The organism is Aneurinibacillus sp. XH2 (genome assembly GCF_001439585.2).
In the GTDB taxonomy this organism is placed as follows: domain Bacteria; phylum Bacillota; class Bacilli; order Aneurinibacillales; family Aneurinibacillaceae; genus Aneurinibacillus; species Aneurinibacillus thermoaerophilus.
Genome location: NZ_CP014140.1, coordinates 741,661 through 767,423 on the forward strand (window position 1 = coordinate 741,661; position 25,763 = coordinate 767,423).

Below are 25,763 nucleotides of genomic sequence, written 5' to 3' on the forward strand. Positions count from 1 at the left end.
AGCTTTCCTTATTTGTGTTATTGTGTAGAATATAGTTATGGAAAAGGACGTGAGGAGGACGTATTGTGTCAGGACAGAACAAAGAAAGAGTGGTAGTTGAAATATACGGACAATACTACACGATGAAAGGAGATAGCAGCTCTTCCCATATGCGGATGATCGCCGGGTATGTGGACGACAAGATGCGGAAGATTTCGGAAGCGAATCCCCGGCTTGATACGAATAAACTGGCGGTACTCGCCGCGCTGAATATGGCGGATGAATATTTTCGCTTGCGCATGGAATATGAGGAACTGATTAAACTTTTGGAGAAAACGGCGAAAGAGACAGAAGAAGAGGAAGGGGAGAACAGAGACGGGGAAGAGAAGAACGAAATGAACGAGGAGTAAGATTCAGCATGAACATTCTTGATATTGTCCTGATCGTGGTATTGTTATTTAGCGGATGGCGAGGGTACAGACAAGGACTCGTAGGACAACTGGTACGCATCGTCAGCATGATTGCTTCGTTTCTTGTCGCATTTTTGTGTTATCGTCCGGTTGCAGTACGACTCGCGGAGTGGTTTCCGTTTGCTAAAGCGGAGGTGAACGGTACATTTTCTGAAGTGGCCGGATTCCCATTTATTCAACAGGCCATTTATAATGTTGCGGCCTTTGTTTTGCTTGCGCTTGCTACAGGGCTTGCGGTTCGGTTTGTGGGTGGCTTTTTGGATAGTGCGGCGCGGCTGCCGGGACTTTCTGTTGTTAATAACCTGGCAGGCGGGGTGATCGGCCTTGTTAAAAATGGGCTTATTTTGTTTGTGCTTCTTATCGTCGCCTCTCTGTTGCCTGTAGAGGCTGTGCAAGAAACGATAAACGGGTCTTTGCTCGCTTCATACGCTACATCGTATTCCTCTGATTTGTTCCAATGGATAAAAGAAATGATACAAAGTCCACTGTCTACGGGTCGATCCTCCAATTTATTATAATGAACAGAAGAACGGGAAGCCGCTGCGGCACATCATTTCGCAGCGGCTTTTTTTAGAATTATTTTTTAGACGAAAAAACAGGGGGTTTGGCAATACGGATTTTGAGTTCGCTCATTTATGTTTGTTGCCGCCAGCGTTTTGCATGCTGACCTACAAGCGATAGAAATTCTTTTAATGCGGGAGACAGCCATTTTTTCTTATGATACGCCATTTGTGTGGCTACGCGGCAGGCGCTGTCGTCCCAGTCGAGCGCAGCTATTTTTCCTTCCATGATTTCTTTTTCGACTGTAATCAAAGGGAGAAATGAGAGACCGAGTCCTGACATAACGCAGTTCTTAATCGCTTCAATGCTCCAAAACTCAAGGTCAGAACCGGGAAACACGCCACAACTGTTAAGATGTGCTTCGAATAGTGTGCGATAGCTGCACCCGGGCTCCGTATGCAGAAATGTTTCGTTTTTTAGTTCCGGTGTTTTAATATTCTTACCTGTAGCCAATGGATGTTCCGGCGGTGCAATAATTACCATTTTTTCGGTTGCAAGCGTCTCAATATAGAGATCGGCTTCCTGCGCTTCCGGCTCCAGCAAGAATACCACGTCAAGCTCGCCGTTGCGCGCTAGGCTCCGCAGTTCCCAACAGACTCCGGGTCTAAGAATAATTTTTACCTGTGGATAAAGGGTTGTGTATTCGCGGATAATGGCCGGCAACCGAAAAGCGGCGAGCGATTCCGGTGCGCCGATGATCAGTGTTCCAGCCGGGACGGAGTCAGATGTAATTGCTTGTATGGCAGCGTCATGCAGTTCAAGGATTTGGGTTGCGTAGGAAAGAAGTTTCTCTCCGGCGGTGGTTAGTATGACTTTTTTTCCGAGACGATCGAACAGACGGGTCTTCAGTTCTTCTTCAAGCGATTGAATCTGGGCGGTTACGCTTGATTGCGCGTACGACAACAGTTCCGCCGCCTTTGTAAATCCTTTTAACTCGGCGACAACCTTGAATGTATGTAGATTACGGAGTTCCATTGTTCCTCCTTTTTTCATCGGTTTTATTGATAGATTTTCATCAGAATCATCTGTTTTACCGATGATATTATTATCAGTTACGATGGTAAAGAAAGCAAGATATATGATGAAAAAAGGAGATAACAGGAAATGGAAACGACAGGAAAGTTAAAAAAATCAATTGGCTTGCCGCAAGCGGTGGCACTTTATATCGGAGCGGTTCTCGGTTCTGGCGTTTTACTGGTACCGGGACTTGCAGCAGAAATAGCTGGACCGGCATCTTTGCTAGCCTGGGCAATCATGGCGGTGTTAGTGTTGCCGATGGCGCTGGTGATGGGCTTGCTGTCTGCCCGTTTTCCGAACGCGGGCGGGGTCGCGTACTTTGTCAGCCGCGCATTTCATCCGAAAACCGGTTCGCTCATCGGATGGTTTTTCTTGATGGCGGTGCCGATCGGCGCCCCGGTAGCTGCTCTGACAGGCGCCGGATATATGGCGGCGGCATTTGGGCTAAGCCGGGGTGCGGTGATTGCTACTGCTGCTATCATGCTGGGGTGTGCGCTGCTGGTCAATTTCCTTGGCATGAAAGTGGCAGGTATGGTACAGGTGGCGGTTGTGGCGGCAATTGCTTCCGTACTGTTGACTGCTGTCGTGGGTGCCGTTCCTTCTATTGAGAAAGCTCACTTTGTGCCGTTTATGCCGCATGGCTGGGCAAGTGTCGGGCAAGCGGCTGCGCTTTTATTTTGGTGTTTCATCGGTTGGGAAGCGGTCTCGCATTTATCGGAAGAGTTTGTGGATCCGCAGCGCGAAGCAGTGAAAGGCGTATCGGTCGCTGCGGTGATTGTTGGCTTGCTTTATTTTTTTACCGCGTTCGCTACCGTTGGCACCGGGAGCTACGGTGCCTTCGCTTCTTCTGTTTCACTGGTGCTGATTATTGAACGATTGTTTGGAACGAGCGGAGCTATTGTAGTGGGAATTACAGGAATATTTATTTGTACAGCGACGATTATCGCGTATATAGGAGCGGCTTCCCGCCTCGCTTATGCGCTGGCGAAAGAAGGGATGGCGCCGGAATGGTTTAGCCGCCTTTCAGCGCGGCAGGGCACTCCGGTGGGTGGACTGTTGTTTCTAGCCGCATGTTTTGCGCTTGTGCTGACATTATATAGCACAGAAATCATATCTTTGAAGACATTAATCCAATTGCCGAACGCAACCTTTATTCTGACTTATTTAGGCGGTTGCGCGGCCGGTATCCGCTTGCTGCGGGACAGCCGATTAGGTATGGGCATTAGTTGGCTTTCCTTTTTACTAACAGCGGCGGTCTTTCCGTTTACGGGCTGGTCCATGCTTTATCCTTTGACAATCGCCGTTTTTTGCTGGTTGTCCTGGCATTTTCAGAAAAAAATACAAGTAAAGCCGGAAGATAAGCGTAATAGCGAGAAATCTTCTTGCAGCCAATGATATAATAGCAAAGGGGCGAAAAGTAGCCACCATATTGCGAATAGAGGATGAGAGAAAGAAGAGGCTCCCCTATTCACACTTATAGTAGAGAGGGGTTTTCTGTTGGAAGCACGTACGTTGTCAACGCTTGAATTTGATAAAATTATTGTGCAGCTTGCGGATTACGCTTCTTCCTCGCTGGGAAGAGAAAAAATAGAGCAATTAACTCCTGTGGCGGAGCTAGAAGAGGTGGAACGTCGCCAACAAGCGACACGTGAGGGGACGACTGTTCTGCGGCTGCGTGGAAGTGTGCCGTTCGGCGGTATTCGCGATATCCGCTCGGCGTGTAAACGAGCGAGCATGGGTGGAGTGCTTAATACGACTGAATTGCTTGACATCGCGTCTACGCTGTACGGTGGCGGACGCCTAAAAACATTTATCGCCTCGATTACAGAAGAAGAATCTCTTCCGCTTTTGAAAGAATTGGTAAGTCAGGTCGAACGGCTGTCAGGCCTGGAAAATGAAATTAACCGCGCGATCGATGAAAACGGTGTAGTTGTTGATTCGGCGAGTTCAGCTCTTTCGCAAATACGGGGGCAAATTCGCGGCGCCGAAAAACGTATCCGTGAGCGTCTTGAGCAGATGATCCGTAACAGCAATACGCAAAAAATGTTGCAGGATCCGATCGTTACGATTCGTAATGACCGTTTTGTTATTCCAGTTAAACAGGAATACCGTCATGTGTTCGGCGGCATTGTTCACGACCAATCTTCATCGGGTGCGACACTGTTTATTGAGCCGCAGGTTGTCGTCAATATCAGCAATGAATTGCGTGAGTTAAAGCTAAAAGAAGCGCGTGAAGTGGAGAAGATTTTGAGCGCGCTTTCGGCGAAAGTAGCGGAAGTAGCCGAGGTGTTGCTGCATAATATGGAATGCTTGGCAGAAGCCGACTTTATTTTCGCTAAGGCTTCATATGCACAAGCGCTAAAGGCGATACAGCCGGTGATGAATGATAAAGGTTATCTCCGCATTAAGAAAGGTCGTCATCCGCTTATTCCAGCCGAGCAGGTTGTTCCGATCGACATTGAACTGGGCAAGAGCTATACAGCCATCGTTGTTACCGGCCCGAATACGGGGGGGAAGACCGTTTCGCTCAAGACCGTCGGCCTGTTTTCGCTTATGGCGATGGCGGGACTTCATATTCCGGCTGAAGAAGGCACTGAGATGACGATTTTTGAAGGGGTTTATGCTGATATTGGGGACGAGCAGAGCATTGAGCAAAGCTTAAGTACGTTCTCGAGCCATATGACCAATATTTCGCATATTCTTCAACATGTGAATAATCGCAGCCTCGTGTTGTTCGATGAGTTGGGCGCGGGAACGGACCCGACGGAAGGCGCGGCGCTCGCGATGGCGATTATTGATTATGTACATCAGCGCGGCGCCCGTCTCGTGGCAACGACGCATTACAGCGAACTGAAAGCGTATGCCTATGATCGTCCGCAGATTGTGAACGCGAGCGTGGAGTTTGATGAAGTAACGTTGCGTCCAACGTACCGTTTGCTTGTCGGCATCCCAGGCCGTTCCAATGCGTTTGCCATCGCCTCTCGGCTTGGCCTGCCGGAAAAAATCTTACAGCAGGCGCGCGATTTCGTGAAAACGGAAGAAACTGAAATTGATACGATGATTGCTTCACTGGAGGAAAATCAGCGTAAAGCGGAGGCGGAACGGCGCACGGTCGAACATCTGCGCGCGGAATTGGAGCTTGCGCGCGAGGAGCTTGCCCGCGAGTTAGCCATTTTGGAGGAGAAAAAGGAACAGTTATACCGGCAGGCGGAAGAAGAGGCGCGTGCCGCTGTGGAGAAAGCGCGCAAAGAAGCAGAGCAGATTATTTTTGACCTGCGGAGGCTCGCGAGAGAAGAGCACGCCAATATTAAGGAGCACAAGCTAATTGAAGCGCGCAAGCGACTGGAAGAGGCGGTGCCCACGCTGCGCAAAAGGAAAAAGCAGAAGCCGAAGAATGTGCCGCTTAATCAGCAGCCGTTGGAAGTGGGAGATGAAGTGCGCGTGCTGTCGTTCAACCAGAAAGGTGAGATTGTTGGCAAGGTGAGCGACAACGAGTTCCAGGTACAAATTGGTATTGTTAAAATGAATGTCAAAGCCGATAATTTGGAAAAGCTTAAATCGGCAAGGCCGCAAGCGACCCAGCAGATTACGCGCATTACATCTGCGCGCGAACCGGTACGCATGGAGCTTGATGTGCGCGGCCATACGGTAGAAGAAGCCATTATCCGGATTGACAAGTATCTGGATGAGGCAGTGCTCAGCGGATTGAATCAAGTGTCCATTATTCATGGCAAAGGAACAGGCGCTCTGGGGCTCGGCGTGCAGAAATATTTGCGTAACCATCGGCTTGTGAAATCGTTCCGTTGGGGCGGGCAGGGCGAAGGTGGGCTTGGCGCCACGATTGTGGAATTGAAATAGCGGAGAGAGCGGCGGCTGAAACTGCCGCTTTTTTTTTTCGTATGATATATAAATAATAAGGAATAGACACTATTCTTTTAACAGTGGAGGAGGGAAAGGGTTGGTTATTTTCTCTAATTCTTACGTGTTGACTGCCGCTTATTTCGCTGCCGCCTTGCTTGCAGTTATTATTTTTTTGGCTGTATTTGAGATGGTCACCAAATATAAAGATTGGGACGAGATTAAACGCGGCAATGTTTCAGTCGCTATGGCGACGGGGGGAAAAATTTTTGGAATCTGTAACATTATTAGGTATTCGATTGAGCATAAGGAAGGCATTGGCCATACGCTTTTATGGAGTTCATATGGTTCGTTGCTGTTGCTTGTTGCGTATTTCGTATTTGAGTTTTTGACGCCGATGTTCAAAGTTGATGAGGAAATTGCAGCTGATAATCGCGCCGTTGGCTTATTGTCTATGGTAATTTCCATAGGCGTATCCTATGTTATCGGTGCAAGTATTATGCGATGAGACAATTTGCCTATATATAACGGCAGGGTGTCTGTGGACACAAACACGATGCCGTAGGAGGGATCGGGATGCTGGATAGATTGGCCAAGATTTTGTCTTTATGTGCGTTACTTTTTATTTTTTTCGGCATTCTATATTTTGCGGTGTTTCAATAATAAATAAAGCGAAGATGTAAAGGCGAGAGGTAACGATCGCTCTTTTCTTATGTTTGTGATAAAATAATTACGTTTATGTTTGGATAGCGAGAGGTCGGAGGAGATTATCATGGGAAAATCTTTGGATATTGCGGTTGTCGGCCTAGGTTTTATCGGCCTGCCGTTGTCATTAAGCTATGCCCGCAAAGGGGCGAATGTAGTAGGTATTGATATAAGCGAAGTGCTTGTGCAAGAAATTAATAGAGGGAAATCCCACCATCAGGAATACTTCGAAGGTAAATCGCTGGCGCAAATTCTTCAGGATCAGCTTGCGGCTGGAAGATTTATCGCGACAACCAGCTATGAAGAAGCGGCTGCTAGAGTAAATAACTACATCATTACTGTTGGTATCCCGGTAAAAAATGGCGATCCGCAGATGCATTACCTGATATCTGCGTGCGAATCGCTGGCAGCAGTGTTGAAAAAAGGGGATACAGTTATTCTCCGCAGTACGGTTATTCCGGGTACGACGGAGGAAGTTGTCAAGCCGTTGCTTGAAAAGAGCGGGCTTGTAGCCGGTGAGGATTTTTATCTCGCATATGCATCGGAGCGGATTGCGGAAGGGCGGGCATTCGAAGAATTTATCCATATGCCGCTTGCGCTAGGCGGCGTGAATGAGGCGAGCACGCAGCGCGCCCGCGAAGTATTGGCGTTTGTGACGGAAGCGGAAATTACGATTTCTGACATTAAGGTTGTGGAAACGTCCAAAGTAATCGAAAACGTCCAACGTGATGTTAATATTGCGATGGTGCAGCAGTTTGCCCGTTTTGCGGAAAAAGCGGGTATCGATACGTTTGAATTAATCCGTGTGGCCAATACGCATACCCGCGTAAATCTGCTGACACCGGGCCCGGGCGTCGGCGGCTACTGCCTGCCGAATGCTTTATATTATCTATTGCCGAAGGCGAAAGAGTTGGGGGTTGACCTTAAACTGCTTGAAATGGCGCGCCAGATTAATGACAGCGTACCGCAAGTTCTGGTGGACATGGCGGAAGCCGAATTGAACAAGCAAGGCAAAACGCTGGCCGCAAGTAAAATCACCGTGCTGGGTCTTGCAATGAAAGATTTTTCGAATGATGACCGGATTAGCCCGCCGCACCACCTCGTTCAATTGCTTAAAGAAGCGGGTGCGGATGTGGTGGCGTACGATCCAGCCGTACCAGCAACGTATGATTATAAAGCATCCAGCCTGAAGGAAGCGGTAGAGGGTGCGGATGCGCTCATTTATGTTACTGCGCAGAAGGAATTTCTCGACATTGATTGGAACCAACTTATCGGGTGGATGAACGATAATCCGGTGATTCTAGATAGTAAGAACCGCGTGCCACGCGGCGTAGCGGAAAAAGCGGTGCTAGTTCGTATTTAGGAAATGGGGTATAAGACACGGTTTCCTTTATTTTGACTGAAAAAACTCGCAGAGCGTGCCCGCCCGTACTTTTTTGAGGAAAAAGGACGAGCGGCAACGCCCGCGAGTTTTTCCTATATGAAAGGATGTTTCGGAATGAAGGCGAGCAGAAAAATGTTGCTGGTGGCGTATCTCTTTCCGCCCATTGGCGGCGGCGGAGTGCCCCGTGCCCTCAAAATGGCAAAATACCTGGCCGAGGATGGCTGGGAAGTACACGTGCTGACCGTGGATGATACATACTATGCAACACGGGATGATTCCCTTTTGCGTCAGCTTCCGGAGAACGTTATCATACATCGAGCGCAAGAGTGGAATCCGGTGCAAAAGATGCGCCCGCCGCAGAAAGAATCTCCAAAACGCGATAGGAGTCAGGAAGCAGCGGCGGTTAAAACGGGCGAAGGACTGAGGCAGGCGGTAAGGCAGAAAGTTGTGCCGATGCTGAAAAAAATTAAAAACACGTTAATGATTCCTGATGATATGATTGGCTGGATGCCGTTTGCGGTGAAGCTGGGGGAAGAAGTGATCAAAAAACATAATATTCCGATCATGTTTTCCACATCCGGGCCGTACACAAATCATCTGGTAGGTCGCAGCTTGAAGCGAAAGACAGGCGTTGTGTGGATTGCTGATTTCCGCGATCCGTGGACACAGAACATGCATCGTTCCGGGGTGGCGTGGCGCGAAGCATGGGAAGAAAGGATGGAGCGTAGCGTTATGGCAGAAGCGGATGCGATTACGACAGTGACACACGGATTCGCCGAGAACTTTATGAAGAAGTTTGGTAAGGAAATCAAGCGTATGGAGGTTATTCATAACGGATTCGATCCTAATGATTACCTGGATATTGCTACGCCGCCTGAAGACGGGAAATTTACGCTTGCATACCCCGGCATCTTCTATAAAGAGCGGAATCCACGCCTTTTATTGCAGGCGGTTGCTGAACTTATTCAGGAGGGGAAAGTGGATCGTGCCAGCATTGTGCTGCGCTTTGCCGGGGTGTTCGATTATCCGGGGTACAGCGATAATATTGATTGTGTGCGGCGGCTCGGCCTGGAGGACATCGTGGACATCCAAGGAAATCTTCCGCATAAAAAAGCGCTGGAAATGATGAAAGGGGCCGATGTGCTCATGCTGATCGGGGATACCGCTCCCGGTTCCGGTGTATACATTCCGGGCAAGCTATACGAATACATGGCCATCGGGCACCCAATTTTGGCGCTGTCCGTCGAAGGCGAATCGACGGAGATTATCCGCAAGTTTCATTTAGGCGAAGTGGTAAACCCGCTCAATAAAGATGAGATTAAGCAGGCGTTTTTGCGTATGTATGAACAATGGAAAGAAAACCCTGGTTGCCAGGCGGATCGGGCTGGCGAGATTCTGCGGCGCGCCGAAGACGGGGATCTGGCGATTTACAACCGTCAAGTACAAGCGCGAATGCTGGGCGAACTGATGGAAGAGCTGCTTGCGGCTAAATGGTAAGCAATTGTATAGCCATATAGCAGGCAACACCCCAGATGAGCAACGCGGATATGCGGTTTACCGCTTTCATCCAGCGCCCTGTTTTATCAAACGTTCCGAGAATACGGCCAGCGATGGCTAGGCTGAAAAACCAGAGGTAAGAGATCAGAATACAAGAAAGAGTGAACGCCCATTTTTCTCCGCCTGTATATCCGAGTGAACTTGTACCGATAACACCGATCGTGTCAAGAATGGCGTGCGGATTTAACAGCGATACGGAGACGGCGAACATGATTTGTTTTTTCGGCGGCAGACTTATCTGTTCGCCGTTTTTTATATGGCTGTCACTTCGCCATGTAATCCATCCTATATACAATAGAAAAAGAATACCTGCCGCAAACAGAAGTGTTTTTAACCAACTGAATGTAAGCACGATAAGGGAGACGCCCAGCACCGCCAGTACAATCAGAAGAGTGTCGCAGAGAGAAGCCGTCAGTATAACCGGCAATGCTCGCACAAGCGAAGGCTGGGTCGCTCCTTGCGTAAATACGAAAACATTTTGTGCCCCTAGCGGCAGAATGAGCCCAAACGCTAGAAGCATTCCGTGTAAGAATGCTTGTAACACGTCTTTCTTCACCTTCCTTTGAAATATGATAATTTGATTATATAGGCTTAAGCAAAAGGTGTCTCCAGCCAATGAAAGCAAACAGGAGCCGGCCAATTGTGTGCCGCAGCGAGAAGAAGAAGGAGAAGAGCATGATGAAAAATGTGGAGTGGAAACCGGATGGACAAAGCGGTGTTCCTCTATACAAGCAAATTATCCACTATATAAGGGGAAAAATCGCACGTGGAGAGTGGCCCATAGGTTATAAAATTCCGCCGGAACGAACGTTGGCGGAGCAGTTTGGCGTCAACCGAAGCACAGTAACGAACGCGTTTGCTGAATTGGCGGCAGAAGGATTAATCGAAGGAAAAAGGGGAAGTGGAACAAGGGTTATAAATAATACATGGACGCTGCTGGCGGCCTCCGCTCCCCCGGATTGGCGAGCGTACGTCGAGGCCGGGGCACATCGGCCGAATCTTTCCATGATTCAACGGATCAATGAAGCAGAGTTTGTCCCAGGAACGATTCGGCTTGGCACGGGAGAGATGTCGCCGGACATGTTTCCCTCTGAAATGATGGCGCTTGTATTGGAAAGAACGGCGAGAGTAATGAGACCGTTGGGATATGAGGAGCCTTTGGGGTTATATGAGCTCAGGGAAGCCGTGAGTCAGCACGTACGCCTATTTGGCATACAGGCTTCGCCTTCTGCGATTCTCATCGTGTCCGGCGCGCTTCAGGCGCTGCACTTCATTTCGATCGGTTTATTGCCTCGCGGCTCAGCCATTTTGCTTGAGAAACCTTCTTACCTTTGTTCCATGCGTGTTTTTCAGTCGGCAGGGATAAGACTTGCTGGTATCCCGGAAATCAAAAAGCCGGAAATGATTCCAGCGCGTTTGTCACATTATAAGCACAAACACGAAGCGGCTTTATTATATACGATTCCTTCTTTTCACAATCCGACCGGAAAAGTAATGTCGGAAGAAGCAAGGCAGCAGCTTATGCTATCCTGTGAACATGAACGATTGCCTATTATCGAGGACGATGTTTACGGGGAACTTTGGTTGGATGAAAAACCGCCAGCGTCGTTGAAAGCGCGCGATAAAAACGGGCTTGTCCTTTATATAGGCAGCCTTTCGAAAACGCTGAGCCCCGGATTGAGAATCGGGTGGATTATCGGACCGGAGCCGGTAATTCGGAGGCTGGCCGATATTAAAATGCAAACCGATTACGGTTCGAGCTCGTTGTCACAGTGGGTGGCAAAAGAATGGTTAACAAGCGGATTATATGGGGAGCATCTTACACGTATTCGTGAACAGTTAAGAACACGGCGAGAAATGGCGCTTACAGTTCTTGAAAAATATATGAAAGGGCTGGCCGATTGGGAAGCGCCAGCCGGTGGTTTCTACGTCTGGTTGCGCCTTCTCATAGCACCGCCGCTTCAAAAGTTGTTCGAATCTGCGCTCAGGCAGGGTGTTCTGTTAAACCCGGGAAATATTTATGATCCTGGAGAAAGGGAGCGGTTGCGGATTTCTTACGCTTACGCGTCGCCGGCGGAGTTTGAGGAAGGTGTCCGCAGACTGGCTCGTTTGCTTATCGAAGCCGGACGGAAAAAGCAATAAATTGAAGCTCCACACAGCTGAAGACGCGGGATTCTTGGGTCGTTAGCGTCCGCAGTCCGTTTCCGCTCGCTACCAGAACCTCATACCATGACATCCACAGGAACATGTGACCAGTAGGATGAGCACTGCTCATGGAATTTGATTCTATAGGAAATGGTTGCTCTAAGCATCCCCATGAAGGGATTCCCGAGCAACGTCGCCCTTCATTCCACGGTTTTCATCGTGGGATGAAGGGCAGCATTTTCTGTAAAAGTGAAAAAGCGGTCGCCACTTTTGCTGAAGCGGTATCGACAGATAACGCATCCTCGTAGAAAATTAACGAAGTCGAGGAAGAAAAGGCGGATGTTGTTATAGCAAGATATCAAGCAGTTGCTCTACGTATCGCTCTTGTTCTTGCCTGTACTGAAGCAAATCGGTAGGTGGTGCGTACAGCACTTCACGGCACGTTTTTGTAAAATCATCTGCATCGCGGTTGACAAATGTAATGACACCGTTCGGGCGTTTGACTACATCGCTTGCGATCGCTGGTGTACCAAGATATATCGCTTCTCTTAGGGATATGGCATCTCCGTCACTCGCGGTCGGCCGAACGAATAGTGTGGCTTTTTGAATAAGCGGATAGAACGGGATTTTCTCTTGCACCAGCAAGAACCTTTCTTCGAGGCCATGCGCCGCGATACGTTCCGTATATTGTTCCAGCAAGGCCTGCTCCCCTATATGTGTGATGCAATATACGAACGCCAGCTTCTTATTTTCACGCGCCAATTTAGTAAACATGTCAATGCATAAATCAAGGCCGTATAATTCTTCGCCATTATAAAGATTGCCTACGCCACCGTTTGCAACAATTACCTGCGGGTATTTAGTGAATGTTTCCAGCACATAGTCGGGAATTTTTTTTATATCGCTTTCTAGGTCAGTGGTTGGCGGAATGAACGCCGGAATGACGGAGATTTTCCGTTCTGGAATGCGTAGCTCCAGCAGCTTTTCTTTCACTTCTTCGCTTACGGCCACAAAATGATCTGACAGCAGGCCGGTAAGAAACACCATTACCTTTTGCGCAAGTCCCAGTTGTGTGCCATCATTGCGCAAACTGTGAACGGTATGAACGATCTTTTTGCCTTTGAGTTTTAACAGGGACAGCGTAAAGCGTATTTGCCAGCGCAAGAAATGATTATGGATGATGTCTTCGTTTTTTTGCCACAAGTACTTCCATGCCCATTTTTCAATCTCTGGAATCGGCACAACGGCCCGCTTTTTTTCTCCGTTTTCTCCATTGCCGTCGTAGATGATAAAAGGAATTTGCTTCTGTTCAAGCGTATCGCACAGACGTTCCACATGAACAGAAATCCCCCCGGCTGGGGGGGGATAGACACCGATCTCGGCAATTGACTTTGTTTTTCTCATTTTTCCGGTTGTTCCTCCCTTGCACGCGCTAAATTATAGGCAGCAGACAAAATCGCAAGTACGATCCAGAACATGAAGTCTACACGGTATTGGTGCCAAACATCTTCCGTCAAACCGGCGGTGCCAATCGCGATAACCGCGGCGATCCCCCCTTTGACGACATAAGAAAGCAGCCTGTCTTTTTTGTCATTTATGAACAAAGTAACGACCGCGGTTCGCAAGCTCTGGTAAAACATATAGAAGAGCAGGAGAATGGTCAAAATCCCTCCGGTTACAAAGTTCATCAAATAAATATTGTGAAGATGGTTGGCACGCACGCCAGGCATCATGTAATCAGCGTATACTTTTTTGAATGTCGTTAAGTCAGAACCGATCCCGGTTACCCAATAATCTTTAACCATAGGTACAGCCGCTTTCCAAATTTGCAGTCGGAAATCGCTTGAAGAGTCGGTTTTCGGCTTTACAATTGTTTGAATCCGGTCAATAATCGAGTCAGGCAAATAGTTTACGCTAATGGCTGCGGCAATTAAGCCTATAACCAGCAGACGACGGTTAATCATCGTAGCAACAATCACTAAAGCTACGAACATGGCAACCCAGCCGCCGCGTGACAACGTTAAGAATGCGGCAAGCGCAATGAGTACAAATTGAAGGGAAAATAAGATACGGTTGCCCCATGTTTTCGCATAAAAAATGAGCGCAAAATTGAACGGCAAAATCATAATCAAATATTGAACGAATAGGTTCGGGTTTTCGAACGTAGCCCAAATTCGTTTTGCGCCTTCGTTTTTGCTTACATCGATCCACGCGGCTTTCGTATAGTCAATCGTAAAGAAATATTGGTATATACCATAGAGCGAAACGAGGCTTGCCGAGATGATCAGGCAGACGATAAAGCGGTACAGCACATCCCGCGAATCTACCTTCATGACAAGCAGCAAATAAAGCACGAAACTTACAAAATAATAAAGTAAAAATTGGGTTAAACTTTCCATAACGTTCACTGAAGTGAGCGCCGTGACAAGCAAAATAGCCACAAATAAAAATACAGCTAGATTCAGATGATTTTTTAGATTGGCTTTCATCTGCGCATAATTTTGCTTGGTTACGAACAATATGAGCACAAGTAATAGAATGAGAGCCAACAGCGGGCGATATGTCAGAATGGGAAGCGAGAGAGCGAATAAATACAATCCGTACTCCGTTCTATAGAGCGTAATCGCTAGAAACGCCCCCATCAACACGAACTCGCCGGCCATTGCTATTTTATACTGCGCAATGCCTGTGGCAAGCAGCACGCCAGCCACAAGCGCCATGAGAAGACGTGTTTTCGTCATTATTATCGAACTCCCGGTTCTCTACTTATTTGGGTCGAACAATTGCATGAGCAACCGACCGGGGATGCTTGTCCGGATGATAAGCCATACTCGCTCTGGCCCAAGGAAAAGCAGCAAGCCTCCCGCAATAAGGTCAAGGGCGATGATAAGCACAATATTCTCTAGGAAAAGAAGAACATATACATGCAGGAACACCATAATAAATAGTGTCCAGAACACGTATTGCCATTGGATGCTTTCACATTTAGCCTTAAAGCGCGCCAGCAAGGAATGCTGTCCCGCTTTTTCTGAGAATGTTTCTATCAGCCCTATCAGCCCGTCTATAACTTTATGCGTCAGCCACTCATAAAAAGACGTTTTTTTCAAGTTTTCACCTTCTTATTTTACGCTGATTACTCTTGACGCGAATACAGCCTGGTTTGTATGAGCAGGCAAATACAAATTCGCATGGAAGAATGTGTTATCAATAATCGGTCTTCCGTCCAACGAGACGAATCCAGGCGCTTTAATCGTTAAATAAACGTCCTCTTCTGCGTCAAATGAACGCAAATAATAGTTTCCGTTGACGTCTGGCAAATATTTTTCCGCAGGCCTCGTTTTAACGTCAACGACCGTTCCGAATGGCTCAAGTTGACCTTTCTGAAAAATTTTGTCACCTGGTTTGATTGACTTATGAAAAGAAGGCTCCTGCCCTTCAATTCGGAGTACAACGGTCATCTCTTTTGACGGTATGATCAGTTTACCGGCCATGGAGGCTTTCAACGAGATAATAATAGCGGCAGCGATAAGCAACAGAGTAATCAGCGCGTCTTTTAACGTAAAAGAAAAAGCGCGCGCATTCATTATTTATCACCTAAATTTACTTCGGTCAGAAGCGTTTCGATCATGTAGCGTGGGCCTTTGATCGTCAATTTGCTGCCCGCAAGCAGGGGATTGTCCCCTTCACCGACAGCCGTTGAACCGGAGATGGCTGCTTTCGTTTTCACCGTGATGTAGACGGAGTACTTTTCTGGGACGGTAGACATAACCATGCGGCCATCCGCGGTTGTAACCGCCACTTTTCCGGGCTTTTTCTCAACGTTAACGACTTCGCCGATTTTTAAGCCTTTGTCTTTATCTTTAATGATGTCGCCTTTTTTGATTTGATCGACGACAAACGGGTGCTCAGCGCTGTTATAGAGGACATAGGTTACTTCTTTTTGCGTTGTCGGCCCTATGGCAATTTCTTCGCTTTTTGTGAATTTTAATCCAGCGAAAATCAGCGCCGCGATCAAAAGCAAAATAAGAAATAAATCCAAAATGTTAATTACACCAAAAATTCGTCCTTTTTGATCAATTGCTTTCATGGAATGCTTCCTCCTATTTGGTATGAAAAAAAAATCATCCAGCATAACCTTCACTAGGATATCATACAAAACTTCTTTTACACAACAGCCTGGTCGTTGTAAGAAACAATCGAAGATATTACCATCCCTTCTTACTCCATCAACGAAAAACCCGCTCTGATAAGCGGGTTTATTTTGCGCGGATAAGTTTCCGGTATAATTCTTTCGTTTTCATCGCCATGTGCGTTAGCGTATATTCTTCCTTTACGGTCTTGTATCCTGCCTCCGCAAGCTTCGTGCGCAGTCCTTCGTCTTCCATCAAGATCACAACATTCTGCCGGATTTCCTCCGGATTTTTCGTTGAAATCACCAATCCGTTCAAGTAGTCAACCAAAAAGTCTGAGATTCCTCCAACCATGGTAGAAATTACCGGCTTTTTGGCGGCCATCGCTTCCAAAAGCGAAAGGCCCAGACCTTCAGAATAAGATGGGCTGATAAAAGTGTCCATCGCTTGCAGACAGCGCGGCACATCCTTGCGGAAACCGGCAAAATGCACGCGTTCGCTCACGTTCGCTTCACGTGCCATGTTTTGCAGTACAGTTTTTTCCGGACCGTCACCGATAACCAGCCAATGAATATGAGGGTAGTCTTTTGCCAGCAGGATAAATGCCTGCATCAAATCGTTTAATCCTTTTACCGCAACAAGGCGGGAGACGGTACCGATCACGAACGCGTTTTCGGGAATTCCCAGTTCGCGGCGGATGGTTGCTACATCTTCTTCGATTGCAAATTCTTCAATCGGAATCCCATGATGGATAAGCGTAATTTCTTCTGGCTTCACACCGTCCGATTCAAGCGATTGCTTGATAGAATTTGAGATAGCGATATAATGATCATTCCATTTGCGTGTCCACAGTTCCATGCGTGAGGCGAGGAAGTAAGCCAGCGGATTTGGGTAATCATACCGCAATACGCTATGAATCGTCGTGACAATAGGCACACGGGGAAGGGAACGGGCGGCGATTCGACAGAAGAAATTTGCCTTAACGCCATGGGAATGGATAAGGTCCGGCTTCTCTTCCTGAAACACGCGGACAAGTCCCTTAACCAACCGGAAATCAAAACGTCCGTATGTATCGAGCACAATAACGCGAATGTTTCGTTTGCGCAATTCTTCGGCAAAGGTAGCGTTATAAAAGCATACAACGACAGGGTCGACCGAGTGTCTGGACAGAATTTCAAGCAATTCAAGAATATGTTGCTCCGCGCCGCCAAACTCGCCTCCGCCGATTGCATGCAATATTTTCATTTTGGACATCCTCTGTTCACTTCCTGACCCTAGAGCAACTAAAAACATCATGCTAAACGATGAAATCGTATCAATTATATCGCATCTGTGGCAGGATGTTCAATGTAAGAGGGTTGATTTTTCACAATTCAGGTATAGTATGAAAGAAGCCGTGTTTTTATGTGGAAGCGATATAAGACAGATTGAAGGTAGTGAGGAGAATATGTACATATGGCACAAACCGTACTTCGCTCGGCAGCAGTAATTATCATTGTCACGCTTGTGGGGCGGGTCGTCGGCTTGCTTCGCGAAACGTTGCTCGCTTATCATTTTGGCACCAGCTTCGCGGTGGACGCTTATCGATATGCGTTCGCGATTCCAACGATGATTTTCTTATTCGTGCCAGGGGCATTAAACGCCATTTTCGTTCCTTCGGTTAAAAGCATGCTGGTTGAGAACAGGCGGGAAGAAGCGCAGGCGCTGTTCCGCAAAATGTTGACCGTAACTACGCTGATTTACTTTGTCATTATGGTGTTCGGCATGCTATTTTCGCGCGAGATTATGCAGGTAATGACGTTTATGCAGCAAAACTCTGAAGCGATTACGCCCGAGCAGCGCGCTCAGCAATTGGAAATGGGAACGAGGATGCTTCAGATGATGTGGCCTTCTGCCGTATTTATCGCGCTCATTGGCGTGTTTCAGGCAACGTTGAACGCGCATCAGCAATTTTTTATTCCACAGATGAGCACGGTTGTGAACTCTGTGGTGGTGTGCGCGGCGTACCTGTTGTTCGTTCCGTTTTACGATATTTATGGTGTAGCCATTGGCACGACGCTCGGCTTCTTGTTCGCGGCCTTATCCATGGCATATTCCATCAAAAAAGAGCAGTATTCGTTTGTACCAGATTTCCGCTGGAAAGACGAGGAAATGAAGAAAATCGGTGAACGATTTCTTCCAATCATGCTTGGCTCATTGATCACGCAAGTATATACGTTTATTTATCCGGTGCTTGCCTCCGGACTGGGCCCGGGACGCGTGGCGGCGCTTGGATATGCTAATACGATTTACCAGCTTCCGATGGCAATTTTTGTTGCGGCGTTTACGCTACCGATATACCCTTATCTTGTTGAATATTTTACTAAAGGCGAATTAGACAAGATGAAACAGTCCATTACCGAAGGGATGCGGTATTTGTTTATTTTGTTGGTTCCGGTTACTGTCGCGATGGCCATCATTCCGGACGAACTGGTTTCGCTTCTTTTTTACACGGGGCCTCGCGGAGAATTTAATCTGCAGTCCATTGAATTGACGGCTACGGCGCTGTTATATATGGGAATAGGACTGTTTTTCCTGGCGGTGCGCGATTTATTGACCCGCGCATTTTATGCGATGGAAAACACGAAAATTACGGTTATCGCTGCCGTTGTGGGTATTATCATCAATGTTGTTTTTAGCCTTGCGTTGATTCCGTATCTTAGTCATGGAGGGGTAGCGCTTGGCACATCGCTCGGCTCGTTAGCCAACATGCTGTTGCTTGCATTCTTTTTGCGCAGGTCTATCGGCTCGTTTGTACAACGCGAGTTTTGGATGACGGCAGGGAAAACGGTGGTTGCCGCTGCGGTAATGGGAGTTGGTTTGTATGCAGCGACTTCTTTGCTTGTGTTTCAAGGAGTTTGGGTTCAAAAAATGTATATTATCTTTTTGATTGCGGCGGGAGCAGGCGTGTTTTTCGCGACGCTTGTTATGATGCGCGAACCGCTGGCAGTACAAATTATTGGACGTTTTTCTGGAAAAATAGTAAAAAGAAAAAGGGGATAATAGAAAATGAAAGTGTTGATAACGGGCGGGGCCGGTTTTATTGGTTCCCATATTGTTGATCAGGCGTTAGAGGCTGGGTATGAGGTATGCGTCATCGACGACTTGTCGACAGGAAAAAAAATGCAGCTTAACCCTCAGGCTGCATTCTATGAAATGAATATCGCGTCACCGGATATACAACAGGTTTTTAAAAATGAAAAGCCGGACTTTGTCATTCACCAGGCGGCGCAAAGTTCTGTTCCTGTATCGGTAAAAAATGCGGTAGGAGACGCAATGACCAATATTGTCGGTACGGTCAATTTGCTGGAAGCGGCACGTCAGTATGGCGTTCGAAAATTTGTATACGCATCATCTGCGGCTGTATACGGGGAGCCACAATACATGGGGATCGATGAGGCACATCCGAAACATCCGTTGTCGCCGTATGGTGTATCCAAGTATGTGCCAGAATTTTATCTTGATGTATATCGCCATTTGTATGGCCTAACATATACGGCGTTCCGCTATGCGAATGTATACGGGGAAAGACAGGATCCGAAAGGGGAAGGGGGCGTTGTATCCATTTTTGTGGACCGTGCGCTGGCCGGCCAGGAATTAGTTGTATTTGGCGACGGGGAACAGACGCGGGATTTTGTGTACGTACAAGACGTAGCCAGAGCCAATATTATGGCTCTGGCTGGGGGAGATAACGAAATCCTCAATATTAGCACGAATCAGGAAACAAGCGTAAATCAGCTTATTCAACTTATGAACGAGGTGCTTGGCACGACGCTCGCGGTTAAATACAAGGCCCCGCGCGAAGGCGATATTGTGAACAGTTATTTGGATAATACAAAAGCTACAGAAAAGCTTGGTTGGAAGCCTCAATATTCACTGCGACAGGGGTTGGAAAAGACGCTGCATTTTTATCAAATGTCAAAGTAAATTCGGTCAGAAGATTAAGCGCCCAGGTGTACAGTTCATCATGGCTGTCGCCTATAAAGCTTGCAAACCGATGCTCGTGGGATGATGTCGTGCTGCAGGAAACAAAGGAAATGATCCAATAACGGCCGCGCGCGGTGATTTCGAAGCGAATGATTTCGCCGGCGCGTTTTTTCCAGGAAAACAGGTCGAACAAAATCTGCACATTGGCCTGGTCATACTTCTTCATAAAAATTCCCCCTTCACAGGTAAACTGCTATGTGAAGGGGGAATTCTTTGTTTTTTGGCTGATTCCTGCCCGTCTTACAAAAGTAGTGGTAAACAGGCAAAAGAAGTGAAATTTCGCGCTTGCATTCGACATATTTTTACTTGTGCCGCCGTTTTAGAAGTTCCACGGCAAGGAGGCTACTTTTCTCCGCTTCCTGTATAAGAGCTCCAATATTGCGGCGGATTTTTTCTTGTGTGCCTGTCAAGTCATTTAGCAAAGGTTCTACATTAGCCAGCAGAGTTTCGTATTCCAAACCCTTAATGTGACCCGCTGATTCCATACCAAGGCGTTGCACAAAACGATCCATCTTCGGGTCATAAGAAATTCCTGCAAATGGAATGTTCATGACCGCGGCCAAAATGACCGAGTGGAGCCTCATTCCGAGCACGAACTGAGACGCGCCAATAAAGCTAAAAATTTGCTTGAAATTCATTTTTTCTTCAATCAATACAGCGCCTGGTTCCTCCATTAGTCTAATAATATCTGCTGAAGGAGCCAAGTCGGCAGGATTCTGCATCGGAAGAAAAAACACTTCCCATCCCCTGCGCAGCGCTTCATCAGCGAAACGGGCAATGGCGGTTTTATATTGTTGCTCATTCTTCCAAGCGCGTACCGAGATAGCCATTACGGGTTTGGTAGTGCCGGGTTTATACTTTTTAATTATATTTTGTCCGAATGATGTATCCACCTGGCTGGGGTTAATGGTTACTGCCGGGTCCGCTGTGACATATATCGGGGCTTTGACGACTCCGAACGATTTCAAATCTTCTCCCGATTGTTCATCACGTACCGTAATGACGTCGACACGGTTTACAATCGCACGGATCAATCGCTTGCTGATGGCCCGCGTGATAGGTCCGATTCCTTGCGCGTAGAAAATGACTGGTTTTCCAAGCATTTTCGCCATCATGACGATTCCGAGATAATAGATGACGCTGCGGGGACTTGTTGCATCTTGTAACAGGCTCCCGCCTCCCATGACAAGAAGATCGGATTTTTTCAATTGTTGAATAATCGCGCTCATTCGCCAGCGGTTAAATGCTGGGATTCCAAACAGGGCCTGTGTTTCAGCCGGCGTATTTGATAGGACGGCAAGCTGCGCGTCAGGCATATGTTTTGTAAGGGATGTAATAATTCCGTACAACACCGTGTCGTCCCCAGCGTTGTCAAATCCGTAGTACCCTGAAATAAGTATTCTTGCCATGAAAGTGACCTTCTTTCAAACCGAACTATATACATCACTTTTTAATATGTATTTAGATATTTGTATCGTAGTGTGGGAAGCGTTTCTCCCAAACCACAAAAGGATGTTGATATATTGAATCGGATGCATATAAAACATGTACACTTTAGTATAACAGGTTGCTAATTAGAAAGAAAGTTATTGTCTCCAATGGAACGGGGAGGAAAAGGGAATAGGTTTACATAATTGTTTAAATTAAATGCTATTCGATTTACATATTTGTATATTTTTTAACACTTATTTAACAGTTAAGTGAAAAAAATTTGAATGAAGAAAGTAATTTTAATTTTGGCATGCTTGTTGCAATACAAACAAAAGTAGAATGAACTCATTTTGAATCAAACATAAAATCTGGAAGGATTACACAACAGGAGGTTGTTCCGATGATTCCATATCGTCCTGAACCGTTTACCAATTTCGCTGATGAACAGAATATGAAAGCGATTAACAAAGCGCTGGAGAAAGTATCGGCTGAGCTTGGCCGCGACTATCCGCTCGTGATCGGCGGCGAGGAAATCATGACCGAAGACAAAATCGTATCGATAAACCCGTCCGCCAAACATGAGGTAATTGGCCGCGTAGCCGCTGCCGATCAGGCGCTGGCCGATAAAGCGATGAACGCAGCATGGGAAACGTTCAAAACATGGTCTCGCGTTCCGGCCGAAGAACGTGCGGGGTATCTTTTCAAAGCCGCAGCCATCCTGCGCCGCAGAAAGCATGAATTCTCCGCCTGGTTGATGCTCGAAGCCGGCAAAAGCCGCGCGGAGGCGGACGCTGATACAGCGGAAGCGATCGATTTTATGGAATACTATGGCCGACAAATGATCGAACTGCAAGACCGTGGCCGTCAGACGCTCGTCCATCTTCCGGGCGAAGACAACCATCTGGACTACATTCCGCTTGGCGTTGGCTTTATTATTCCGCCGTGGAACTTTGCGCTGGCGATTGTGGTAGGAATGACAACGTCCGCGATTGTAACAGGAAATACCGTGATCCTGAAGCCGGCCAGCCAAACGCCTGTGATTGCTTATAAGTTTTATGAACTGCTGGTGGAAGCCGGTCTTCCGGTGGGCGTGGTCAACTTCCTGCCAGGCCGTCCGGAAGTGATTGGTGATTACCTGGTTGATCACCCGAAAACACGCTTCATTAGCTTTACGGGTTCTCGCGCGGTGGGCCTGCGCATTCATGAACGTTCGTCTAAAGTGAAGCCGGGTCAAATCTGGATGAAGCGCCTTGTTGCCGAAATGGGCGGAAAAGACGCCATCATCGTCGACAAAGACGCCGACCTGGAGCTGGCGGCACAAAACATTGTGGCGTCTGCATTTGGTTTTTCTGGCCAGAAGTGTTCCGCATGCTCGCGTGCGATTGTGCATGAGGATGTATATGAGACCGTGTTAAACCGTGTGGTGGAAATCACGAAAGGTCTGAAGGTGGGCGATGTCCGCGATGCATCCAATTACACGGGCCCGGTGATCGATGAGAAAGCGTTCAACAAAGTGATGGAATACGTGGAAATTGGCAAGCAAGAAGGCCGGCTGGTGCTGGGCGGCAAGCCGGCGGGGGATGAAGGGTACTTCATCGAGCCGACCATCTTCGCGGATGTGGCTCCGAACGCGCGGATCATGCAGGAAGAAATTTTCGGCCCGTTTGTGGCGTTCACAAAAGTGCGCGACTTCGACCATGCGCTGGAAGTGGCGAACAATACGGAATACGGTCTGACGGGTTCGGTGTTCACCCGCAACCGTGAACATATGGCGCGGGCGCGTGCTGAGTTCCATGTGGGCAACCTGTACATTAACCGTAAATGCACAGGCGCGATCGTTGGCGTGCATCCGTTCGGTGGCTTCAATATGTCCGGTACGGATTCCAAGGCGGGCGGCCCGGACTACCTGTTGCAGTTCACGCAGCCGAAGCTTATTTCTGAAGTGCTGTAACGGAATAGCAGAGAAGGTCTGGAGTGTCGCTTGACGCTCCAGGCTCCCTCAAAATTTCAAAGATGAAGAAAAAAGAAAGGAAGGAACACCTTATGGCTATAGTAGAAACAGCAATGAAAAATTTTTTCCTTTTTCTTTCACAAAATAAACCATTAAATCAGGCTGCTAAAAAATGGGGGTTGCGTTTTGGCGCTAGCCGTTTCGTAGCGGGTGAGACGATTCGTGAGGCGATTAATAAAGTGCGCGATTTAAACAATAAAGGCCTTGTATGTACGCTTGATCATCTGGGCGAATTTGTATTTAGCCGCGAAGAGGCAATTGAAGCAGCAGACTATTGTGTAAAAACGCTGGAAGCGATTCATGAAGCGGGCGTGGACAGCAACCTCTCATTGAAATTAACACAGATTGGTCTGGATATTGATCTAGATTTGTGCCGTCGCAATATGCACCGCATTTTGTACACAGCGAAGAAGTATGGCAATTTTGTCCGCATTGATATGGAAGATTACGGCCATTGCCAGCAAACATTGGATTTGCTAAAAGAGCTGCGTCAAGAGTATGATAATGTAGGTACGGTAATTCAAGCATATTTGTATCGTACAGAAAAAGATATCGAAGATTTGAAAGGGGTTTCATTGCGCCTCGTAAAAGGCGCGTATAAAGAATCGCCAGAGGTTGCTTATCCGGACAAAAAAGATGTCGATGAAAACTACAAAAAGATTATTAAGAAGCATCTGCTAAACGGCAGCTATACGGCGATTGCTTCCCATGACGACCAGATTATTTCGTACACGAAGCAACTGGTAAAAGAATATAACATTCCACGCGATCAGTTTGAGTTCCAAATGCTATATGGAATTCGCACGCAATCTCAGATTGAGCTTGCTCAGGAGGGATATAAAATGCGTGTGTATGTGCCGTATGGTAACGACTGGTATGGATACTTTATGCGCCGCCTGGCGGAACGTCCTGCAAACGTAGCTTTTGTGCTAAAAGGCATGGTTTCAAAATAATAGAAATAGAATAAAAGTAAAGGTGGCACATCCGTAAAAAATAATTACGACGGGGGGATCAACAATGGACAAGCAATTATTACTTTCTATTATTGTGTATATGGTAGGTATGTTGTGTATTGGTTATTACGCGTACAAGCGCACATCCAACCTGTCGGATTATATGCTTGGCGGAAGGAAGCTGGGGCCAGCGGTCACAGCGCTTTCCGCAGGCGCATCCGACATGAGCGGCTGGTTAATGATGGGACTTCCCGGTGCGATGTTCGCCCAGGGACTCAGCGCTTCCTGGATTGTTATCGGACTTACGCTTGGCGCGTATGTTAACTGGTTGTATGTGGCTCCCCGTTTACGCACGTATACGGAAATTGCTAACAACTCGATTACGATTCCAGAGTTTTTGGAAAACCGCTTCGATGACAAGTCAAACATGCTGCGCCTTGTATCAGGTCTTGTTATTATGATCTTTTTCACATTTTACGTATCTTCCGGTCTCGTATCAGGTGCGGTGCTTTTCCAGAACTCGTTTAATCTCGACTATCACGTCGGACTCTGGATTGTTGGCGGCGTTATAGTTGCCTATACGTTGTTTGGCGGTTTTCTTGCAGTTAGCTGGACCGACTTTGTGCAGGGGTTGATTATGTTTATCGCGTTGATTCTTGTGCCTGCCGTAACGATTTTCCATACAGGAGGCATAGGAAGCACGTTTTCTGAAATTCACTCCGTTGATCCGAAGCTGCTTGACTTATTTCAAGGAACGACGTTCCTCGGTATTGTTTCTTTATTCGCTTGGGGATTGGGCTACTTCGGTCAACCGCATATTATTGTCCGCTTTATGGCCATTTCTTCCGTAAAAGAAATGAAAAAAGCCAGAAGAATCGGAATGGGCTGGATGATTTTTTCCGTTGTCGGTGCCATGTTTACTGGATTTTTTGGAATCGCTTTCTATTCAAACAAGGGGTTGGAATTGAAAGACCCGGAAACCGTATTTATTCAACTTGGTCATATTTTGTTCCATCCGATTATTACAGGATTTTTGTTGGCGGCGATTCTTGCAGCTGTTATGAGCACGATCTCCTCTCAGCTTCTTGTAACATCCAGTTCGCTGACGGAGGATATTTATAAAACATTTTTCCGCCGTTCTGCAACGGACAAAGAACTTGTTTTCATTGGACGCTTGTCCGTGTTATTGGTCGCACTGATCGCTTTAGCGCTGTCGTACACGAAAAATAGCACGATTCTGGCACTTGTCGGTTATGCGTGGGCCGGGTTTGGTGCTTCGTTTGGTCCGGTAATTTTGCTAAGTCTGTATTGGAAGCGTATGAACAAGTGGGGGGCATTAGCCGGTATGATTGCAGGTGCTGCCACCGTAATTATCTGGACCCGTTTCCCGGAGCTTTCAAAAGCGCTGTATGAGATGATTCCGGGCTTTGCGGCAAGCCTGCTGGCTATTATCGTCGTTAGCCTGCTGACCGCAAAACCATCGGCAAAGCTAGAAGAACAATTTGAGCAATGCAGAAAATCGGCATGATGCATAAG

24 protein-coding genes are annotated in these 25,763 nt (G+C 47.3%); 14 read left to right on the forward strand and 10 right to left on the reverse strand.

Going from position 1 to position 25,763, the window contains the following annotated elements:
• Positions 1 to 65: 65 nt before the first annotated feature.
• Positions 66 to 389, forward strand: coding sequence for a cell division protein ZapA (zapA, locus tag ACH33_RS03625; protein ID WP_057897789.1), 324 nt, complete (start codon positions 66 to 68; stop codon positions 387 to 389).
• 8 nt (positions 390 to 397) lie between these two features.
• Positions 398 to 967 carry a CvpA family protein gene (locus ACH33_RS03630; protein ID WP_057897790.1) on the forward strand — a complete coding sequence of 190 codons (570 nt, stop codon included), beginning with the start codon at positions 398 to 400 and terminating at the stop codon, positions 965 to 967.
• 115 nt (positions 968 to 1,082) lie between these two features.
• On the opposite strand, the gene ACH33_RS03635 is transcribed toward ACH33_RS03630, so the two are convergent.
• Positions 1,083 to 1,985 (reverse strand): LysR family transcriptional regulator, encoded by a 903-nt coding sequence (locus ACH33_RS03635; protein WP_057897791.1) that lies wholly within the window; start codon positions 1,983 to 1,985, stop codon positions 1,083 to 1,085.
• 129 nt (positions 1,986 to 2,114) lie between these two features.
• Between ACH33_RS03635 and ACH33_RS03640 the strand changes: the two genes are divergently transcribed.
• From ACH33_RS03640 to ACH33_RS03660, 5 genes are all read left to right on the forward strand, one after another.
• Positions 2,115 to 3,422, forward strand: coding sequence for an amino acid permease (locus ACH33_RS03640; RefSeq protein WP_057897792.1), 1,308 nt, complete (start codon positions 2,115 to 2,117; stop codon positions 3,420 to 3,422).
• A 102-nt stretch (positions 3,423 to 3,524) separates the two neighbouring features.
• Positions 3,525 to 5,885: an endonuclease MutS2 gene (locus ACH33_RS03645; protein ID WP_057897793.1), complete on the forward strand. Its 2,361-nt coding sequence runs from the start codon at positions 3,525 to 3,527 to the stop codon at positions 5,883 to 5,885.
• Positions 5,886 to 5,985: 100 nt separating this feature from the next.
• Positions 5,986 to 6,393: a DUF350 domain-containing protein gene (locus tag ACH33_RS03650; protein WP_057897794.1), complete on the forward strand. Its 408-nt coding sequence runs from the start codon at positions 5,986 to 5,988 to the stop codon at positions 6,391 to 6,393.
• Between the two features lie 264 nt (positions 6,394 to 6,657).
• Positions 6,658 to 7,953: a nucleotide sugar dehydrogenase gene (locus ACH33_RS03655; RefSeq protein WP_057897795.1), complete on the forward strand. Its 1,296-nt coding sequence runs from the start codon at positions 6,658 to 6,660 to the stop codon at positions 7,951 to 7,953.
• A 135-nt stretch (positions 7,954 to 8,088) separates the two neighbouring features.
• Positions 8,089 to 9,471: a glycosyltransferase family 4 protein gene (locus tag ACH33_RS03660; RefSeq protein ID WP_057897796.1), complete on the forward strand. Its 1,383-nt coding sequence runs from the start codon at positions 8,089 to 8,091 to the stop codon at positions 9,469 to 9,471.
• Here ACH33_RS03660 and ACH33_RS03665 read toward each other — a convergent pair.
• Complete coding sequence (locus tag ACH33_RS03665; protein WP_057897797.1) at positions 9,461 to 10,075, reverse strand: LysE/ArgO family amino acid transporter; 615 nt, start codon at positions 10,073 to 10,075, stop codon at positions 9,461 to 9,463. The two genes, ACH33_RS03660 and ACH33_RS03665, sit on opposite strands and share 11 nt — an antisense overlap.
• A 71-nt stretch (positions 10,076 to 10,146) precedes the next feature.
• On the opposite strand from ACH33_RS03665, the gene ACH33_RS03670 reads away from it, so the two are divergent.
• Together ACH33_RS03670 and ACH33_RS03675 are read left to right on the forward strand one after the other, a co-directional pair.
• Positions 10,147 to 11,673: an aminotransferase-like domain-containing protein gene (locus tag ACH33_RS03670; RefSeq protein WP_322787671.1), complete on the forward strand. Its 1,527-nt coding sequence runs from the start codon at positions 10,147 to 10,149 to the stop codon at positions 11,671 to 11,673.
• Between the two features lie 131 nt (positions 11,674 to 11,804).
• A complete protein-coding gene (locus tag ACH33_RS03675) occupies positions 11,805 to 11,984 on the forward strand; it encodes a hypothetical protein (protein WP_057897799.1) in 180 nt (59 codons plus the stop codon).
• A gap of 37 nt (positions 11,985 to 12,021) precedes the next feature.
• On the opposite strand, the gene ACH33_RS03680 is transcribed toward ACH33_RS03675, so the two are convergent.
• From ACH33_RS03680 to ACH33_RS03705, 6 genes are all read right to left on the reverse strand, one after another.
• Positions 12,022 to 13,080: a glycosyltransferase gene (locus ACH33_RS03680; protein WP_062731144.1), complete on the reverse strand. Its 1,059-nt coding sequence runs from the start codon at positions 13,078 to 13,080 to the stop codon at positions 12,022 to 12,024.
• A complete protein-coding gene (locus tag ACH33_RS03685) occupies positions 13,077 to 14,417 on the reverse strand; it encodes an O-antigen ligase family protein (protein WP_057897801.1) in 1,341 nt (446 codons plus the stop codon). Before ACH33_RS03685 ends, ACH33_RS03680 begins: the two co-directional genes overlap by 4 nt.
• Positions 14,418 to 14,438: 21 nt before the next feature.
• Positions 14,439 to 14,783, reverse strand: a complete 345-nt coding sequence (locus ACH33_RS03690) for a hypothetical protein (protein ID WP_057897802.1) — start codon at positions 14,781 to 14,783, stop codon at positions 14,439 to 14,441.
• Positions 14,784 to 14,795: 12 nt separating this feature from the next.
• Entirely contained in the window at positions 14,796 to 15,260 is a 465-nt protein-coding gene (locus ACH33_RS03695) for a DUF4330 family protein (RefSeq protein WP_057897803.1), read from the reverse strand.
• Positions 15,260 to 15,763, reverse strand: a complete 504-nt coding sequence (locus ACH33_RS03700) for a DUF4330 domain-containing protein (protein ID WP_057897804.1) — start codon at positions 15,761 to 15,763, stop codon at positions 15,260 to 15,262. Before ACH33_RS03700 ends, ACH33_RS03695 begins: the two co-directional genes overlap by 1 nt.
• A 169-nt stretch (positions 15,764 to 15,932) precedes the next feature.
• Positions 15,933 to 17,051: a glycosyltransferase gene (locus ACH33_RS03705; RefSeq protein ID WP_162264997.1), complete on the reverse strand. Its 1,119-nt coding sequence runs from the start codon at positions 17,049 to 17,051 to the stop codon at positions 15,933 to 15,935.
• A 210-nt stretch (positions 17,052 to 17,261) separates the two neighbouring features.
• Here ACH33_RS03705 and murJ point away from each other — a divergent pair, with 210 nt between their 5' ends.
• Both murJ and ACH33_RS03715 read left to right on the forward strand, forming a co-directional pair.
• The gene (gene murJ, locus ACH33_RS03710) at positions 17,262 to 18,848 is read left to right on the forward strand and encodes a murein biosynthesis integral membrane protein MurJ (protein WP_057897806.1); all 1,587 of its coding nucleotides are present in this window, start codon (positions 17,262 to 17,264) and stop codon (positions 18,846 to 18,848) included.
• Positions 18,849 to 18,854: 6 nt separating this feature from the next.
• The gene (locus tag ACH33_RS03715; protein ID WP_057897807.1) at positions 18,855 to 19,772 is read left to right on the forward strand and encodes an SDR family oxidoreductase; all 918 of its coding nucleotides are present in this window, start codon (positions 18,855 to 18,857) and stop codon (positions 19,770 to 19,772) included.
• Here ACH33_RS03715 and ACH33_RS19060 read toward each other — a convergent pair.
• Together ACH33_RS19060 and csaB are read right to left on the reverse strand one after the other, a co-directional pair.
• A complete protein-coding gene (locus ACH33_RS19060) occupies positions 19,687 to 19,998 on the reverse strand; it encodes a hypothetical protein (protein ID WP_091260929.1) in 312 nt (103 codons plus the stop codon). The genes ACH33_RS03715 and ACH33_RS19060 overlap by 86 nt on opposite strands.
• Positions 19,999 to 20,134: 136 nt before the next feature.
• Positions 20,135 to 21,241 carry a polysaccharide pyruvyl transferase CsaB gene (csaB, locus tag ACH33_RS03720; RefSeq protein WP_057897808.1) on the reverse strand — a complete coding sequence of 369 codons (1,107 nt, stop codon included), beginning with the start codon at positions 21,239 to 21,241 and terminating at the stop codon, positions 20,135 to 20,137.
• Between the two features lie 422 nt (positions 21,242 to 21,663).
• Here csaB and pruA point away from each other — a divergent pair, with 422 nt between their 5' ends.
• From pruA to putP, 3 genes are all read left to right on the forward strand, one after another.
• Entirely contained in the window at positions 21,664 to 23,214 is a 1,551-nt protein-coding gene (pruA, locus tag ACH33_RS03725) for an L-glutamate gamma-semialdehyde dehydrogenase (protein WP_057897809.1), read from the forward strand.
• Positions 23,215 to 23,306: 92 nt separating this feature from the next.
• A complete protein-coding gene (locus ACH33_RS03730; protein ID WP_057900234.1) occupies positions 23,307 to 24,227 on the forward strand; it encodes a proline dehydrogenase family protein in 921 nt (306 codons plus the stop codon).
• A 64-nt stretch (positions 24,228 to 24,291) separates the two neighbouring features.
• On the forward strand, positions 24,292 to 25,755 hold the full coding sequence (putP, locus tag ACH33_RS03735) for a sodium/proline symporter PutP (protein WP_057897810.1): 1,464 nt from the start codon (positions 24,292 to 24,294) through the stop codon (positions 25,753 to 25,755).
• Positions 25,756 to 25,763: the final 8 nt, after the last annotated feature.

Bases quoted from the DNA above. Each gene is read 5' to 3' on its own strand.
- murJ (WP_057897806.1), top strand. From the start codon at position 17,262: ATGGCACAAACCGTACTTCGCTCGGCAGCAGTAATTATCATTGTCACG.
- ACH33_RS03705 (WP_162264997.1), bottom strand. From the start codon at position 17,051: ATGAAAATATTGCATGCAATCGGCGGAGGCGAGTTTGGCGGCGCGGAG.
- ACH33_RS19060 (WP_091260929.1), bottom strand. From the start codon at position 19,998: ATGAAGAAGTATGACCAGGCCAATGTGCAGATTTTGTTCGACCTGTTT.
- ACH33_RS03630 (WP_057897790.1), top strand. From the start codon at position 398: ATGAACATTCTTGATATTGTCCTGATCGTGGTATTGTTATTTAGCGGA.
- ACH33_RS03685 (WP_057897801.1), bottom strand. From the start codon at position 14,417: ATGACGAAAACACGTCTTCTCATGGCGCTTGTGGCTGGCGTGCTGCTT.
- ACH33_RS03730 (WP_057900234.1), top strand. From the start codon at position 23,307: ATGGCTATAGTAGAAACAGCAATGAAAAATTTTTTCCTTTTTCTTTCA.
- ACH33_RS03700 (WP_057897804.1), bottom strand. From the start codon at position 15,763: ATGAAAGCAATTGATCAAAAAGGACGAATTTTTGGTGTAATTAACATT.
- ACH33_RS03680 (WP_062731144.1), bottom strand. From the start codon at position 13,080: ATGAGAAAAACAAAGTCAATTGCCGAGATCGGTGTCTATCCCCCCCCA.
- ACH33_RS03715 (WP_057897807.1), top strand. From the start codon at position 18,855: ATGAAAGTGTTGATAACGGGCGGGGCCGGTTTTATTGGTTCCCATATT.
- ACH33_RS03660 (WP_057897796.1), top strand. From the start codon at position 8,089: ATGAAGGCGAGCAGAAAAATGTTGCTGGTGGCGTATCTCTTTCCGCCC.
- ACH33_RS03675 (WP_057897799.1), top strand. From the start codon at position 11,805: ATGGAATTTGATTCTATAGGAAATGGTTGCTCTAAGCATCCCCATGAA.
- ACH33_RS03655 (WP_057897795.1), top strand. From the start codon at position 6,658: ATGGGAAAATCTTTGGATATTGCGGTTGTCGGCCTAGGTTTTATCGGC.
- csaB (WP_057897808.1), bottom strand. From the start codon at position 21,241: ATGGCAAGAATACTTATTTCAGGGTACTACGGATTTGACAACGCTGGG.
- putP (WP_057897810.1), top strand. From the start codon at position 24,292: ATGGACAAGCAATTATTACTTTCTATTATTGTGTATATGGTAGGTATG.
- ACH33_RS03640 (WP_057897792.1), top strand. From the start codon at position 2,115: ATGGAAACGACAGGAAAGTTAAAAAAATCAATTGGCTTGCCGCAAGCG.
- ACH33_RS03635 (WP_057897791.1), bottom strand. From the start codon at position 1,985: ATGGAACTCCGTAATCTACATACATTCAAGGTTGTCGCCGAGTTAAAA.
- pruA (WP_057897809.1), top strand. From the start codon at position 21,664: ATGATTCCATATCGTCCTGAACCGTTTACCAATTTCGCTGATGAACAG.
- ACH33_RS03695 (WP_057897803.1), bottom strand. From the start codon at position 15,260: ATGAATGCGCGCGCTTTTTCTTTTACGTTAAAAGACGCGCTGATTACT.
- ACH33_RS03670 (WP_322787671.1), top strand. From the start codon at position 10,147: ATGAAAGCAAACAGGAGCCGGCCAATTGTGTGCCGCAGCGAGAAGAAG.